The sequence below is a fragment of the Acetobacterium sp. genome, assembly GCF_039830195.1.
Lineage (GTDB): Bacteria > Bacillota > Clostridia > Eubacteriales > Eubacteriaceae > Acetobacterium.
The window spans coordinates 1-15,978 of the sequence record NZ_JBDODG010000003.1 but is presented as its reverse complement, the minus strand read 5'-3'; the positions used below and the strand labels follow the sequence as shown (position 1 = coordinate 15,978).

Here is a 15,978-nt window from a genome sequence, read left to right as displayed (position 1 = left end):
ATTAAATCCATGACTTTGTTTTTTTGTTCCCTTGTTCTTTCAAATCAATCGGTTGGTTTGCCGCATTGAGTGCAGAAGTGGTTACCTGGCGCCAGTTTGGCCCCGCAGTATTGGCAGAATATGACGGCTTCAGGTGCTGCTGGTAGCGGTACTGGGGTACCACAATAGATACAGAATTTTGCCCCGGGTTCCAGCTGTTGCTCGCAATGGACACAGTTTATCGTTGCCGTTTTTGTCGCCGCGTGGCGTTCGTTTTGCACCGCTTGGGGTTCGGATCGATCCGCTGGTTCATCCTTCTGGATCAGCAGCGAGACCATCAGTTCGCATGCTTCGTCGATCGTCAGCGATAGCACCGCCGCATCCTGGTCGCCATAGTGAACAGCCCATAGCGTCGCTTCAGTGCGGATAAACATCACATGTGAATGGGCCAGCGCCGCGTCCTGTCCATAAAGCGAGCTGATATCGACGATCACTTTGCGATACATCAGGTCATCGATAAATAATGATCCTTCTTCCGTCAAGACCACTCCACCCGCCTCTACCAAGCCAACTTCAGCCAATTCGGACAAGGCTGACTTGACGTCAAGCTGTGGGACATTCTCAGAGCGAAACAAGGCAAATGGCAAAAGCCAGCGCAGGTCAGTATTTTCATAAGCAGCTGTGATGGCCTGCTCAAGCGCACCGACCGTCAGGACTGGGTCCGCTACCGTATGATTGAGAAGGTCAGCAAGATAGTGCATTTTATACGCATCTGCCGCCGCCAGCAGCAGCAAAAAAGCATTCTGTGAAAGGTTAAGTGCGGCGGCGCGCTTGCGCGGCTCGCCCCCCTGGGCCAGGTAGGCCATCACCATCGTGGCAAGATCGCCCTCGCTACTGGGCAGCATCTGATTGCTGTCGTCTGAGCGTCCCAGCAGCACGCCGGTTTCGCCGCGGAGGCTCAGCTGCAGCCGCATCAAGCCGTCGTTGGCCAGCAGCACCGCGATATCGGCCGTGTTCAGTGGTCGCAGGGCGGCCGTTAACACCGTCATCTGGGCGGGATCCAATATCGGCGGAGAAACACCTACCGCCTGGCTGAGATCTGGCAACATGGACAGCCGATTTGCTTTGATGTGACTGTTTAGGGACACCGCTTTGATCTGAGCATCCGTTAAAGTGATCGTCTTTGCGTTCATGAAACCTCCTGCTTAATTGAATTTTCTTTCGATCGCCCGGCGGACTTTTCCGTCGATGTCGAGGGTAACTTTATCCGTGGTATTAATATCACCCTTGACCAATCGTTTGACTTGATCGTAACCAATTTTGCCACTTTTTGAATGGTTCAAATTTTTGAATGAGGGACTCGCTTTGCCGATGAGCTTGTCGGCCGTTTTGCTGACCGCAAAATCTTTAACCGCACCCCAGGAGGCGGTTAAGAAGCCGCCCCCAATGCTGTTCCCGCCGTCATCGACGTAGTCGCGCATCCGCAGATAACCTTTGTGGGTTTGAAAAAACAGCTCCGATCCCCCCACTGTAGCGATGCCCAAAATGGTCCGGAAAAATACGGCGGAAGCCGTCTGGTTGCGGGAAACTTCTTCCACTTCATTGTTAAATGCCTGGGCGAAAAGCATCGAATCAGACGGGACCGGTGGCAGATCTGCAGTCGCAATGATCGTGCCGGTGGCTGTTTTGATGAAGGCTCCGCGCACCCGTTCGATGGCCTCGGGCGAAACCGGCTGGGAGCCATCGATCAGTTGACCGACCAGCTTTTGCGCGTTTTTGCGGATATTAATCGTCAGTTCACTCTGCGGCAGGGCGCCGGCACGTTGGGAGACCCGCAGCAATTCATCAATCTGACGGTCCGTCGCTTGTTGTTTAGCAAGCTCTTCAGCCAATTTTCGGTCAAAATCATTGTCGCCGGTCTGCAGTTTCTTGTTCTGTTGATCAACCCATTTTCGGGCATCTTGTCGCTGCTGCATCGATTCGGGCAGCCGGTCGGGATTCAGGACCCCGCCTCGCTCCGGATCGACCCATTCCCCACTGACCGGATCCTGGACGTAGCGGGTTTGCGCCCCGGTCGCCGGGTCGGTGATGATCACATCTTTGGGTACCGGGCTGGGTGTCGCTTGCGGTTTTTTAATTCGCATTGTTCTGCCGATAATTAAACCAATGACCACCACCGCCCCACCAACGACGGCGATGACGACCGCAACCGGAAATCCTTCACGATCGCTGTCGTAATCATCACTTGCGGCACCATTGCCCGGATCGCCCCCGGTGAGACCCCGGACACCGACAATCTCCAGATATAAACTGTTTAATCCACCAAGACTTAGCATCAGGCAAGGAATGCCGTCTTGGGGCCGGTACAAGGCCACAGATGAGCCGGAATCATGATAAACACCTTCACCATCAAAATCTTGAGAAATACTGTCATAATAGTATCGATTGGTGTCATGGGTAAAGGTAAACATTTCATCCAAAGATGATTGCGCTGCGCTTTTATCATTATATGTCAGCCTGATAGTGGATTCGATTCTGCCGCCGTCGTAGTCAACCGTAAAGGCGATATCCGCAGATTCGCCGGTTTTGAGGATGACATCACCGATATCGTCGTTCACCTGATAAACCGAGCCAGGGACGTCGGTAAAATAATATGGCCGCAACAGGATTTCTGCCGGCGGATCATTGTCCATCGCCACATCAAGATAACTACTATCCGAATTATAGGCATCAAACGGTGCGACCCAATTGTTTGCGGCGCTTGCCTGAAAGGGCAACGCAAAGACCACCAGCATGGCGCCAAGGCCCAAGAGTAGCTGTATTTTAAATAATTTTGAGTGTTTCATTGACTGATCCTCCTGTTCTTGCGCTTTCTGTTTGCGTTGCTATCTAAGCTGACACTTTCTGCCTATTATACTATAATCTGATTGATTTTTCGAATAATTTGAACATTATTTTACCACTTTTAATTTTCTGCCGCTTATCATTGAGAGTGCTCAATACCTCCCTCCCCTGCGGCGATAATTTATTTTAAAAGCGTAATTAAAAGCCTTGTTGCGGGGTATCAAGATAGATATAATGAATAGGAATAAAAATGAAACGGTGAAATCAGTAGTTAGAAAGTGAGGTTTGAAATGAAAAGATTAGTTTCCCAGATGATCCTGATCCTGATTTTTGTATCCATCCTGTTGTGCAGCAGCGTCAGTGCCCAAACAAGTTGGCCGGCGAATCCGGAGGACGACAATGTAAACGATAATACCATCGAAACCAGTGAAGCCCTGGGGGTGCGCTACCATACCCATGTCCAGAACATCGGTTGGGAGACGACCTGGGCCAAAGACGGCCAAACCGCCGGCAGCCAGGGTCAAGGTCTGCGGCTGGAAGGGATCGAAATCGAGCTCACCGGTAATGTGCCAGCCGGTGCGACCATTGAGTATCGCACTCATATTCAAAATGTCGGCTGGGAGGATTATTGGTCATATGACGGCACCCCCTCGGGAACCGAAGGCCTGGGGTTAAGGCTGGAAGGGATCCAGATCCAACTGGTTGACCTACCCGGTTATTCCATTGAATACCGCACCCACGTGCAAAATCTCGGCTGGGAAACGACCTGGGCCAAAGACGGTGAGACCGCCGGCAGCCAGGGTCAGGGTCTGCGACTGGAGGGTATTGAGATCCGTTTAATCAAAAATAGTACCGCCGTTGTGACGGATTTAACCGCACAGTCGGACATTTCATCCACTGGTGGTTCTGTTGACTTAAGCGACGGCGCCAGCGTGGTTGTTCCGGCCGGTGCGCTAAGTGAAAATAGTACCTTTGACTTCAGTCGTCTAGTCGAAGATGGCGGATCAGAGTCTTTTTATCAACTGGATGGTCTCCCTGAATTCTGGCTGACACCGATGGAGATTACCCTGCCACTCAATGAGACGGTAGCTAACGGAGCTGACATTTATCTGGCTGTTTATTACGATGATAGTTATCGCCCTTCAAGTGATCAGACTGGCCTCAATCGGCAACTCTTTAAAGCGACAGTCGCAAATGGTAAGGCCACCATTTTATTACCGAACCTTAATCCCGAGGTTGTTCCAATTTTAACAGATGAGGGTAATCTTGAAAGCCAAGACATCTTTCTGAAATATAAACTTTTCATTTCAGTGGCTGAGCAGATGATCTATGATACCGCTGGCTGGAGTACCGAGTATGTTGGTCATTTTAAAGTAAGGGTCCCAAATTCAGTAGCTAATGCTAATCCGGCGCTGATGACAGAAATTAAAAATGCCCTGACTGAGTCGACCGCCTTTATTGAGGATACCACTGGCGTTAACCTGCCCTATGCCGGTGGTAGAAATCCCTTCCCGGTGGAAATCTTTGATTTTGGCACGCTGATTGAACGGGCGCTCAGTAATCGTGCTGCTGATGCCTGGGGCTATCTGGAAATACCGGGGTATTCCAAGTATTCACGCGCCACTGCACTATCTAATGCCTGGCTTGCCATCAATTCCAATAAATTAAAAGACCCCAACGCAACACAGCAAATCCGGGCAACCGTTGCCCATGAGCTGTTCCATTATTATCAGCAATTGTATTTGCCTAATGATGGCGCCTCACAAGGCTTGCTGCAGGAAGCATCAGCGGTCTGGATGGAATTTCAAATCAACAAAAAATACCCCAACTTTTGGCCAAAAGTAATTGATGCTGAAAATGTCGCATGGTTCCCCATGAAAGGTTTGTTGCGGGTCAGTAATACCCGATGTCATAATCCCGATGCCCACGCCTATGCGGCATCGCTGTTTCTGCAATACATGAGTGATAAAAAGGGTACTCCGGCGATGGGCAAGCTGTGGCGATCAGTTAAAACCCATGATGAACTCTATAAGGCGATCGCCGACGGGTTTGACGATCCCAACTGGTATACCAGTTGGCCGGACTTTGTCAAAAAGCTGTTTTCCGGCGACTATACCAAGGCGATGCCGGGTACCACCTGGTCGATTCATAACAACGCCATCTATGAAAGCGGTAAAATGTATAAGGTCGATGATCCCTACACCGAAACAAAATACCAGTTCAGTTCGGATGTCTATGTGCTGTCGGCGCAAAGTCATCTGATTAACCTCCGTTATGCGACCAAAGATTTTAATGCCGGTGAAACAGCCGATCTAAAAATTACCAATCAGAATAGTGATGATATAATTGCCTACCTGTATCGACAAAAAGCGGATGAGAGTGTTGAACTGATCGCCACCATCGATACCGACACCCCTTATCTCTTAAAAGATTTAGCCAAACAAGGTAAACAGTCCTTAAGCATTGTAACCGCCACAAAATGGCAGCCGACAGCGATGGGATTCAATGAGACAAAAAAATGTGTCTTGGATGTCGCAATTGTATTCGATACAAATCCGCCCGATGATTATGATTGTGGCTGGCTGCCCGATTATACCAACCTGGTTAAGAAGCCATTTGGTGCTGGTGATTATTATAAATATGGCTATTCACATTATGACTCAAATGGCCGCCGCCACGGCTTATCACGCGCTTATTATGATCCCGAAATGACCAAACCGCGCTACGCAACACCATACTACGAAGGTCAGGTTCATGGGATTCAGACATTTTGGTATGAAAACGGTAAGATGGAAGAACGCTTCGTGTTTGAGCACGGCAAATTACAGGGAGCCCGTGAATCATGGCATGAAAACGGCCAGCTTGCCTTAGCGTGCAGCTATGCCAATAATCTGCTCAACGGTAGTTATAAAACCTGGTTTGATAGTGGCATCCTGAGTAGTGAAGGTTCGTACGTGAACGATAACAAAGAGGGCCTCTGGACTTTCTGGTATGGTGATGGCACCAAGATGTCGATCCATACCTATGTCAATGGCGAGTGGCATGGCCCCGCGACAACATGGTACGACAATGGCGTCAAAGAATCCGAAGGAACTTATGTCAATGGCAATAAAAGCGGAACCTGGTCCTACTGGGATCGCGACGGAAAATTGCTTGAATGACGGGAAAAGTCGCGAGTCACACCATTTTGATCAGAGACAAAATATTAAGTGTGACTCGCTGGAAAATTCCCTCACAATCGACTTAATCGCTTGCGGTCACAAACACATCAAGACCAGGGAACCGATTCCCTGGTCTTTTGTGGTTTAGCCGTTGCCTGCTGATTATTTTAGTTCAGGCGATTTTTGATCGTTTCGATCCTGCTTTATAAAGTTTAGCGTGATGGATATTTAAAAATGATGCGGTTATCCGAAAATATCAGATAACTGAGGCGTTCTTTAAATCAAATTTTTGCCAAAGCATAGTTAGCAATTTCATGATTAAGCAATTTCATAATTGTCAACTCGTCAATGGCGTCAGTCAGGGCGTTGTGCAACTCGCAGTAGGCCAACTCCTTGCTTAACATCCGGTAGATGCTCTTGACGCCGTAGCCGCGCTTCAATCTGCCCGTGCCGTAGCAATCGGCACAAGGCGGGATGCTGGGATTGTGCTGCCGATAGGCCGCCACTTGCATAATGTCGTACCAGGCCAGATGGTTCAGTTCTGGCAGATGACGGTAGTCAAAGGTGGCATTGTAGGCAAACATTGATTTTGTACATAGGCATCATTTTCTAATGAGCTGCAGTTTAAGGATTCACAGATCTAGAGTCATCATTCGCTTTAATAATGCACTGTCCTTCTCGATATTGGCTTTTTTTATATCAATACAGCCTATTATTAATTTCGTTTTGGAAAGATGATCTTGTAAATCAACAATCATTGGGGCTGGCAAGTCTTTCTCAAACTGCGGATAGATCAACGCCACTGAATCAACGCCATAGATTTTTGCATAGGCAAAAATCTGGTAAATATCAGCCTGACTAATATGGTTGTACTTTCCATTCTGATAATGGGGATTTTTATATTTGGCATCGGCGATTAAAACCGTTTTCCCATTATGTTCAAGAATAATGTCCGGTCGTACCTGTTTGCCAAAATCTGCTTTTTGACTACTGGCAAATCTACGGCTGTTTTGATAATATGCATGGTAGCCTTCCCCAAAATTAGAAAAGAGTTTATAAAGATAAAATTCAAATAATTCATTTAATGGAATCAAAAATGAACAAACGGTGTCATCCCCTTGGTAACTCTGTGGTGTCAAGTTGTAAAAAAACATCTTTGCCATTTCAAAAACTGGTTTAAATGACATATTCAAACGTGTAAATTTAACGGCATCAAACAACTCTTTCGTTAAAGCCACATCGCTGGCGTCATCTAAAAAAAGCAAGGCCCGCTTGAGTTTCTTTTTATTTTCCGGTAGGCTGGTCAATTGAATCAATTTTAGACAAACACTTTTAATCGTGTTATTTAATACATTATCATGTTCGTAACTCTGATATGTGATCATATGTCTGTCTCGTCTGATCGGATTTGCACGAATATTTGCTGAGAAATCTATGCTCCCTTTTACAAAAGAACTGTTTTCACTGATATCCACATATTCGCGGTTCATTTGGCGAGAGTATATTTGAAATACTTTATCACCAAATAGCGAAATGAAGAGCTCCATAATGTCTGAATGTTCAGCGGCACTGGACTGGTTGGGCAAGCATAGTATTTTGTTGAACTCCGACACTCTCAGCAAATTCAGTAAAACATTCATTGCCTCCCGCTGTTCGTCTTCTTCGGTCAAACCGCTGTTTTCATATATTTTTGGCAAGATCTGCAGGCGTGTGTTTCCCTTGGAAATAAAACCAACATAATGTCGAACGTGGAGCACGCCATCATACGATAATGACAGACGGTTTTCGCCAATGATGTGACGAAGTTCGAGAATATCAGTCTTCTGCCAGGGTAAAAGTTCACATTTCTGTTGGCGGTCTTCAAAAACTGTAATGACGGTTTGCACCAGGCTTACACCCCTTTTTCATAGATTGAAATCAGCGCAGCTTCAAATTGAGAGATCCCATCTTCATCAGGTTTTAAATTGAATTGAATAATCTCACCGGTCTGTTTATCAAAAAAACTATCCCCAATAATCTGACCGACCTGTTTGACATCGTTGTAGAAATATTCCATCAGCAAAGGCAGCAGTTTATAATACCAGACATTGTACAAATCATATTTTGTCACCAGATCATCACCCATAAAATAGCTGTGGCCAATGCGATGGTCACGGTCTATTTTGTCCGTAATACGATTATTTAATGCCTGTAATAATTTACCCGGCGACACATTTCCACCAATTGAAGGGTGGAATCGTTCCACAAGCGATGCGTCAGGGTTGATTTCAACAAAGGCAAAACGCCGTCGCAACGCAGTATCTAACAGGGCGATGCTTCGGTCACTCGTGTTCATGGTGCCGATCAGGAATAAATTGCCAGGGATTGAAAACGCATCCCGGGAATAGGGCAGTTCACAGGTCAGAAGTTCGCGTTTATCTTTTTCGATTAAAGTAATCAGTTCACCGAATATTTTGGCAATATTCCCTCTGTTTATCTCATCAATAATCAGGTAATATGGCTTAGGTAAATCATCTTTGTTTTCCTCTTTTTCAAGCAGTGCCAAGGCATCATTAACAGAAACTCTCAGCTTATAGATGGCACCCTGAACCAATTGCTTATTTTTGTTAATCGCAATAATATCTTTCGGATTCGCTTCAAAATTCGCTAACCACTTAACCGCCCGTCGATGTCTGTAACCAAACCCATCACTATTATCATAAAAATAATCACTGGTGATAACACCCATCAGTCGTATGGTCTGGGGACTATTGAAGACCATGACAATATCGCCAATATTCACCCGGCTATGCAGACATTTCAGTGTATTTGTCGGATCGCCTTGATCTAATTGGGCATCATTCCAGTCGCTGACATCTTCTTCTGGACCGTAACCAATGGCGATGACATTCTTATCGCGTAAGGTTGTATAGATGTGGTTTTCATTTTTTCGCCCAAGTGAAACCTTCCAGACCTGATTGCTGGGTGCTGTATTATTTAATGCTTCGTCTTTTATATTTTTCTTTTTTGACTGCATACTGCATGCATCGGCAAATTCTCTTAAAACACCTGGTTGTACAGGGTATGCCATCTGGCCATCTTCATCGATTTGCGGACGTATGCCTTCGACAAATTCTTCGTAGGAAAAGGCCTGATGAAAGGTAATAAATTTTGCCCGTTTTTCAGCTACCACTTGCTTGAATGAAGCCGGACTACCATTTTGTTTCTCAAATGCTTCAATTATACGCATCGCACCGTAGGTTTTGCCTGTGCCTGGTGGACCGTACAAGATTACATTGGGATTAAACTGCATCAGCTTTGCATATTTTTCATAATCGGTGGTTTCTTCAATGTCGGTTAGATCATCCTCAACAGTTGCGCTGACTGTTCCTGTTGAACCGCCTGATGCTGATCGTTTGCGTCCGACAATTACATTATCATATAACGAGATTGGACTATCAACCGGAAAGATCGACTCGGAATCCAACTCACTCAGCAACGAAGTGATATAGTTGAGTTTTTTAGGAGCATCATCGTTTTTCTCATTTGCGAACTCCAGTAATTGGCGCAAGGAATACTTCTCGTTGCCATTTGAGGTTTTGTCCAGATAAAGATCCCACAATACATTTTTTCGACTGAACGATTGACCATTGAATTCAAGAATATCTTCGATACCTGTAGTTTCCATATCTGAAATAACCAGGCAGATATCAAAAGGCTTAAAAAAAGCAACCTGTTCCAATTTTCTTTTCAGGCAAACAAAGAATCGCCGTTTTGATTTATTAAAGTCAATTTCTGGTATTTCGGGACTGTTTTCTTCCAACATAACCGGAATAAAACCAACACCTCTCGTCGATTTTATGGCTTTGTTCAACAAATTTAAATCCGGCTGAAAATATTTACAACTAACAATATTTCCAGTTAAAGCCAGTTTGGGCTCATAAACTTGTACAACTCTAAATTTTGCTTCAATATTTGTTTCATTCGTTTCAAATTGCTCAAACATAAAAAGTTTTTCGATCTCACCGGCTTTCACGGGTAACACGTAATCACCCGCCTCCATACCGTTAAAGTGCTGTTTAAAAAAATCTTGATTCGTGGTATCAATTCGATAATAGTTTTTATCGAGCTGATCCCCCGTCTTGAACTTTCCAATAAATAATTTATTCATCAACCTGTCCTTTCTGTTGCGCTGTTGTTACAGTATAAAGGGTTGGCTTTGGTTCCAGGCAACAATCGGTAGCAGCAAGTGTTTGGGCACCAGACCTTGTTATCCGGCAGATCACACTTGAGCTACTTTGCTTACCGGTGTCGGTCGTCCATGACCGTAGTAAATGGTTTTTGCCGGCAGCTGCTGCACTGTCTGAATACTCTTTTGCAAGGCCGTGCCATCTTCCCAGAGATACGCCGGATGAGGGCCGGTCAGATTCATCAGGATGTCCCCCACAAATAATTCGCCACTGGAAAACGAAATTACCATGGAGCCCCGGGTATGACCAGGCAGGGGCTGGATGGTTTCACCAAAACCCAGCCGGTTGGTTTGTGACCCGGTGATGACGAGATCCGGTTTGAAGGGTCGGGGCGGATTCCGCTTCATGGAACCCTGCCCCACCCATTTGATCATTTTACCGATGGGATGGGTAGCCCGCATCTCCTGAGACAACGGATTATCAATCAGTGAGAGGTCATTTTCATGGATGACTATCGGGATGCTATATTTTTCCTGAAAGACCGCAGCATTGCCAATATGGTCGCTATGGCCATGGGTCAGAACCAGATAACTGATTTGTTCCATGGCAATCTTATTTTGTGCCAGGGTTCGTTCAATTTTAGCCCCCATTCCCGGGGCACCGGCGTCAATCATCAGATGTCGTTCCCCATCGGAGATCAGGTGACAATTAGAACCGGCTGTGATGGTGATGATGTTCATTTTTGATTCTCCTTTTATTGGTGTAAGTTAAGTTGAGCCTGGCACCGGGAAAGCACTGTGTTCAACAACGACCAATCAACTTCTTTTTTAAATATAAAATCTTTCATAGAAGGTTTCGGATAAACTCATAGTGTCTCCCTCTATTTCATTAACGCTATTTTAAAATCTCCGACTTAGTCAATTGATAATGTCTAGCTCTGCTTTTTCCGACGGCTTCGATAACTTGTTTTTCCTGTAATGAGACAAACACCCGCCTTACCTGGGCCGGAGATAACCCGGTTAATGAACTTGCCTCTTTATTGACTATTTTTTCATTTTTCATCAAATATTCGACGATTAATTTTTCATTCGGGCTTAATTCGCTCATTATCCGCTCATATTCGCTCACTATCCGCTCATTATCCGCTCGTTTCCGCTCATCATCAAAATCATCGCCCTTATCTACCGTTTGTTTTTTCATTACCACAAAGAAATTGGATTGATTTGAAAAAAATTCTACCCAGCTTTCGTCATCAAACGATTCTTTTATTCGTTTTAACCCACTTCCCCGCCGTTCCATATAATCCAGGCGATTAAAAATATCTGCTAAGATGGGATTGCGCCTAATTGAAGCAATTCTGTTGATATCAACTTCCTGAATGTTTTTCCCATCATACATGCCACCCGGCGACACAATTTCCAGGCGGTCGTCATAGATATCAATATGAATTTCTGATCCGATAATATTATAATCCCGGTGAACCAATGCATTAACCAGTGCTTCTCTTACTGCATCTTCCGGATAATCAATAAACTCGATGCGTTTGGCACCTTGGATTTTCCAAGCTTTTTGAGAATTGTTTTTCACAAAAGAAATACCTTCTTTTAAAAGCATGATGATGTTACCACTGTATTCTTTATCATCAATCGCATTAATATTTCGCTTTCCCTTGCTTTTTCCCGTCCATCGGGTACAGAATATTCGTGATTGCAACAAGGTACATTCATCCGATAATAACAATCCTGCATAGGTCAAATAGTCAGCCTGATCAATCATTCCAAAGGATAAATAATCTTTTCGTCCTTCGATTCTTTTTCCTGTTGCTTTATAAAAATTAGATTTAAACAGCGTAAAACTGGCGTCACTGAACTTTTCATTGGTTGACAGTGCATCAAAAGAAAGTCGTTGGCCTTTTAACTCAAACCAATTAAATGGCGTTCATCATCCACCCCAAATAGAATACTGCCGCCGATACCGTTGGAAAAAGCTACGACCGTTTTCAACCAGCTCTTAGGTTTTGCCTTTTCCAATGAAACTTTAAAATCAACATCAGTCGATTCTGCCGTTAGTAGTATCCTTAGCTCTGTTTTCATAGTTAGTCACCTCTATTCGTTATAATGTTCTCGGTTGTTGAATTTCAAATATTTCTGTGTTTCACTTCGTGTTTGCGGGGGTTTTGCAATATTCCAATAATCCGGAAATTTCTTCATCGGCTTGCATGGTAGCTTGCATGGTAGCTTGGTCACTATCCCGGGATGGCTTGGGGGGTGCCTTGGGGGTCAGCCTGGTCACTAGCTTGCATGGTCAAGGGTATAATCATACGGTACCGGTCGATAAACCATAAGTTGGTGTCGGTGCACATTTCCCTTCCTGACACCGGTATCGTAGCTCCATTTTTGATCAAAATTGGAACTATGGCTTTTTATCGTTCCAATTATTATCTTTTTTAGAACGATAGCTTTATTCATGTTATATCGATTGAACGCTTCTGCTGACTTTAGAACATACAATGTTTCACCTGCAACAAATATTAAACCCGAAAAATATCAGGCCGCCTTTGAGGAACTGGCCTAATGAAGCGATTGTCCCGTCAGCAGGTGATGCGCCTTCACACCATACTGATTCATGAAACTGGCGGCAGTGATGGACTCCGGGACCAAGGGCTACTGGAGCCTGCTCTTGATCATGTCTGACTTATTCCGAATAAGTTTATAAGTTAGTGTCGGGCACAGAACCCCTTCTTTTCAATGGCATTTCTCCTAGCTCAAGACTTCCATATAGGTTCTGATTTTTTCTTCAATGCCAAATTTCTTTCCATATTTCAGTAATTTTCTGGCATTATTTTCTAATTTGAAATATCCCTGAATCGCCTGGATATAAAGCTGCATATCCATCGCCTGCTTGTCACGAATCAAATCACAGATACAGCGTTCTTGATCATACACCCTTAGTTGTGCTCCCTGGGGTGACTTAATCGTCATGATACCGATATCCCATAATTCTTTTTTAACATAATGAAAGCGAATTGTTGGATGTTCCTTTTTTATCCGCGATACGTTATCGCCTTGGGGTACGGTCGCATCGATGAAGTGAGGCACCCGATCCGACATACCATGCAAATACAAGGCTGTACCATAAGAAAAAACAATCTTTTCACTTCTTAACTGGATCAGTTTGTATTCATCAACTAGCATATTTGCCAGGGTATAAATTCCCTGGGCTTCTTTGATCAGAAAGCCCAGTTCCAGTAGTGATCTGATCCGGGTTCGGCTGATCCCTGCTGCTTCAATCTGTTTTGTCGTAATAATTCCATCGGTATCTTCGGCAATGTCTCTGATAATTTGAAATGTCGTATCCATACAAAACACCACACTTTCTTTATTTACATTCGTACTTTAATTATAGTTTTTTAAAGAACGTTTGTAAACACTCAATCGATATCAGATTGTCATTTATTCAGAAGCCCGATTGACAAGAACTCCGTTTACTTCTGAACGACTCGCTTCCAGACTTCGGATCTTTTCCACCAGTTCAAATTTCTTTTTCGGCTGACTTTCAGCTCTTGCCTGCTTCTCAAGGGCGGCAATCTGCTTTTCCAGCTTTTGACGTTTTTCATCAATAGCCAATTGTTCTGCCAAGCTATTGCCGTTTTGTATTGCGATGCCGCCAATCTCAATCAGCAGGTTTTCCCAAATGGTATCCAGATTGAGACCACTGAGTTTTATTTCCAGGCTTTCCAGGGGTTGCCAGGGGCTTTTCAGTAGCCGGGTGTAGTAGGCTGCCAGACAGGCCTGACCCTCAACCTCCAAGACAAAGACCATCTGCTGTTCAATCAGCTTTGAAATCAGCTGGATGTTTTTCGCATCAAAATCTTTGGTTTTAAGGGTTACCCGCAACACATAAATGACCGGTACCGTTTTGCCGACTTCCGCATTAATTGAAGTCGGCGATAGCTCATGGATGATTGCCAGTTTTTTAATATCGGCGTCAAACCGGTCTTTGGCCGGACCTTTTAGTGCAAATTTTTTCTTGATGGCCTCTTTGGGGATTGGTTTGTTCAGTTCAGTTTTTTTTGGCAAGCCCAGCATGCGCATCACCTTCCTACATTCTTTATTTCACAACCAGAAAGCAGATCAATTCGAAATCATCCAGCCCTTTAATCTCGTTTGATAAAAAGCTGATGGCTTCGCCATTTAAAAATAAGTCCAGTTCATTTTGGTCTTTGACGTCAATATAAACTGGTGTCAGGTACATGAGGTTAGCAGCATCGGCAGGAATTGACAAATTTCGACCAATTTTTATCGCCCCTTCAATACGCTCGGCATTGCAAAGTATCCGTATCCGACGATCAGGCAAACCAATGACTGCACATAGGGACTGCGTATCTCCTCAAACCGCTACATCAGTAATGCCGCCGGGTTTTGTTGACTCTGTGCAAGCAGACGGATTGAATTTTCAATGAAAATATCCTGCTTATTGGTCATCAGTTTGTCGATTACCAATGGCAGTATCACTTCTTCAAATTCCAATGCCTTGTGAATCAGTGTAACCCGATTGACCATCTCGATTTTCCGACGCATAAGTTGTACAATCGCCTCAGGGTTTTGCTCAGCCTGGATCTGTTTTTTTTCGCAGGCAATCTGTGTTTGACGTTCATCATCAAATTCGATTTGATTGGTGATGATCTCATCAACCATCTCTTCGCAGCCTTGATATAAAAAAAGGCTGTAGATAAACTGCTGCACTGTGTTTTGCTGGCAGGGATTCTCCTTGAAAAACTTTTTTGTCAATAACTTTTCAGACATGTTCACACCTCATATTCTTCATGATTCACTCCATTTATAGATTTTATAAATCCGCTTTTTGCTGCATACCACTCTCACCTGGCACCGGTAGCTAAGTAATCCTTCGTTAGTAATCGTCCCATTATAAGTTGATGTCGGGCACTATTCGTATATTTTCATCGCTTATGCTAAAAGATCTGGTTATTCGTTTTGCGTATCTGGAATGTTGTCCAGAATATCCTGAAGACATCCGGCCGCTTGCAGCATCAGCATGGTGGCCTGATGGGAGTTGGCGTAGATACCCGGCCAATCATACTCATCATATTCCCGACGGTTCGGAAAGGCCAGGATCGGTTCGTTCAAAGAAAACTGCGCCGCAACACCAGGCTTATTCCCCCTGGCGTCCAGCCTGATCCAGCGGTTTTCCAAATAGACCGCATTATAGGCATGGACACAATAGCCTAGCGCATCATCGTCAGCCAGGGTAAGATGTTGAAAACAAAAGCCGGTGGGAATCCCCTGGGATCGCAACAGGGCGGCCAGTAAATTAGCTTTGGCATGACAAATACCAGTTTGATGGATCAGCACATCTGAAGCCTTTGCCGTAATTACCTGGGCGTTACAGTCAAAGGAATGAAGAATTTCATCCCTGACAAATTCATAGGCTACTCTGGTCTTGTCAACATCATTCATGGCCGCTGTAAATAACTGCTGTGTTTTATTCTGAATAGCCATATGATGAAAATCAATCATTTCAGTTGCTGCTAAAAATTTTTGTGTCATTTTTGGGGATTTCACCGTTTCGCCGCTCCTTTTCTATCTTAAGTGTACCTGTGATCCAGTATTTCCTAACAGATCCGAAACAGGCCGTGCTGTCCATCGCGTCAGTTAATTGGGCAACTGCTTGACTGGATTATTGATCATGTCTGACGCCATCCGGGTGGATCTTGTTTTAAAGTGCACAAAACCTCCGTCCCCTTGTGTTCCTGTACTATGGCTTCAGCTGACTTCTCACGATAAATCTTATTTCAACCGTATTTC

The 15,978-nt window shown here is 44.7% G+C and carries 15 protein-coding genes; 2 read left to right on the top strand and 13 right to left on the bottom strand.

What is annotated here, in order from left to right; translation table 11 throughout:
* Positions 1-44: 44 nt before the first annotated feature.
* Both ABGU93_RS00515 and ABGU93_RS00510 read right to left on the bottom strand, forming a co-directional pair.
* Positions 45-1,172 carry a zinc ribbon domain-containing protein gene (locus ABGU93_RS00515; RefSeq protein WP_347411549.1) on the bottom strand — a complete coding sequence of 376 codons (1,128 nt, stop codon included), beginning with the start codon at positions 1,170-1,172 and terminating at the stop codon, positions 45-47.
* Between the two features lie 12 nt (positions 1,173-1,184).
* Complete coding sequence (locus ABGU93_RS00510; protein WP_347411548.1) at positions 1,185-2,825, bottom strand: hypothetical protein; 1,641 nt, start codon at positions 2,823-2,825, stop codon at positions 1,185-1,187.
* Between the two features lie 288 nt (positions 2,826-3,113).
* On the opposite strand from ABGU93_RS00510, the gene ABGU93_RS00505 reads away from it, so the two are divergent.
* Positions 3,114-5,984 carry a DUF6055 domain-containing protein gene (locus tag ABGU93_RS00505; RefSeq protein ID WP_347411547.1) on the top strand — a complete coding sequence of 957 codons (2,871 nt, stop codon included), beginning with the start codon at positions 3,114-3,116 and terminating at the stop codon, positions 5,982-5,984.
* A gap of 281 nt (positions 5,985-6,265) precedes the next feature.
* On the opposite strand, the gene ABGU93_RS00500 is transcribed toward ABGU93_RS00505, so the two are convergent.
* From ABGU93_RS00500 to ABGU93_RS00475, 6 genes are all read right to left on the bottom strand, one after another.
* Positions 6,266-6,568 carry a hypothetical protein gene (locus ABGU93_RS00500; protein ID WP_347411546.1) on the bottom strand — a complete coding sequence of 101 codons (303 nt, stop codon included), beginning with the start codon at positions 6,566-6,568 and terminating at the stop codon, positions 6,266-6,268.
* Positions 6,569-6,616: 48 nt separating this feature from the next.
* On the bottom strand, positions 6,617-7,870 hold the full coding sequence (locus ABGU93_RS00495) for a hypothetical protein (RefSeq protein WP_347411545.1): 1,254 nt from the start codon (positions 7,868-7,870) through the stop codon (positions 6,617-6,619).
* 5 nt (positions 7,871-7,875) lie between these two features.
* Positions 7,876-10,134 (bottom strand): AAA family ATPase, encoded by a 2,259-nt coding sequence (locus ABGU93_RS00490; RefSeq protein ID WP_347411544.1) that lies wholly within the window; start codon positions 10,132-10,134, stop codon positions 7,876-7,878.
* Positions 10,135-10,245: 111 nt separating this feature from the next.
* Positions 10,246-10,893, bottom strand: a complete 648-nt coding sequence (locus tag ABGU93_RS00485) for an MBL fold metallo-hydrolase (RefSeq protein WP_347411543.1) — start codon at positions 10,891-10,893, stop codon at positions 10,246-10,248.
* 154 nt (positions 10,894-11,047) lie between these two features.
* Positions 11,048-11,767, bottom strand: coding sequence for an ATP-binding protein (locus ABGU93_RS00480; protein ID WP_347411542.1), 720 nt, complete (start codon positions 11,765-11,767; stop codon positions 11,048-11,050).
* A gap of 299 nt (positions 11,768-12,066) precedes the next feature.
* On the bottom strand, positions 12,067-12,246 hold the full coding sequence (locus tag ABGU93_RS00475) for an ATP-binding protein (RefSeq protein WP_347411541.1): 180 nt from the start codon (positions 12,244-12,246) through the stop codon (positions 12,067-12,069).
* A gap of 480 nt (positions 12,247-12,726) precedes the next feature.
* Between ABGU93_RS00475 and ABGU93_RS00470 the strand changes: the two genes are divergently transcribed.
* A complete protein-coding gene (locus tag ABGU93_RS00470) occupies positions 12,727-12,846 on the top strand; it encodes a cell filamentation protein Fic (protein WP_347411540.1) in 120 nt (39 codons plus the stop codon).
* Between the two features lie 66 nt (positions 12,847-12,912).
* Here ABGU93_RS00470 and ABGU93_RS00465 read toward each other — a convergent pair whose 3' ends face one another.
* The 5 genes from ABGU93_RS00465 to ABGU93_RS00445 all read right to left on the bottom strand — a co-directional run bounded on the left by ABGU93_RS00465 (position 12,913) and on the right by ABGU93_RS00445 (position 15,735).
* A complete protein-coding gene (locus tag ABGU93_RS00465; protein WP_347411539.1) occupies positions 12,913-13,512 on the bottom strand; it encodes a type IV toxin-antitoxin system AbiEi family antitoxin domain-containing protein in 600 nt (199 codons plus the stop codon).
* Between the two features lie 93 nt (positions 13,513-13,605).
* Positions 13,606-14,241: a DUF4391 domain-containing protein gene (locus ABGU93_RS00460; RefSeq protein WP_347411538.1), complete on the bottom strand. Its 636-nt coding sequence runs from the start codon at positions 14,239-14,241 to the stop codon at positions 13,606-13,608.
* A 22-nt stretch (positions 14,242-14,263) separates the two neighbouring features.
* Complete coding sequence (locus ABGU93_RS00455) at positions 14,264-14,407, bottom strand: hypothetical protein (RefSeq protein WP_347411537.1); 144 nt, start codon at positions 14,405-14,407, stop codon at positions 14,264-14,266.
* A 143-nt stretch (positions 14,408-14,550) separates the two neighbouring features.
* Positions 14,551-14,958 carry a hypothetical protein gene (locus ABGU93_RS00450; RefSeq protein WP_347411536.1) on the bottom strand — a complete coding sequence of 136 codons (408 nt, stop codon included), beginning with the start codon at positions 14,956-14,958 and terminating at the stop codon, positions 14,551-14,553.
* A gap of 180 nt (positions 14,959-15,138) precedes the next feature.
* Positions 15,139-15,735 (bottom strand): transglutaminase-like domain-containing protein, encoded by a 597-nt coding sequence (locus ABGU93_RS00445; protein ID WP_347411535.1) that lies wholly within the window; start codon positions 15,733-15,735, stop codon positions 15,139-15,141.
* Positions 15,736-15,978 lie beyond the last annotated feature (243 nt).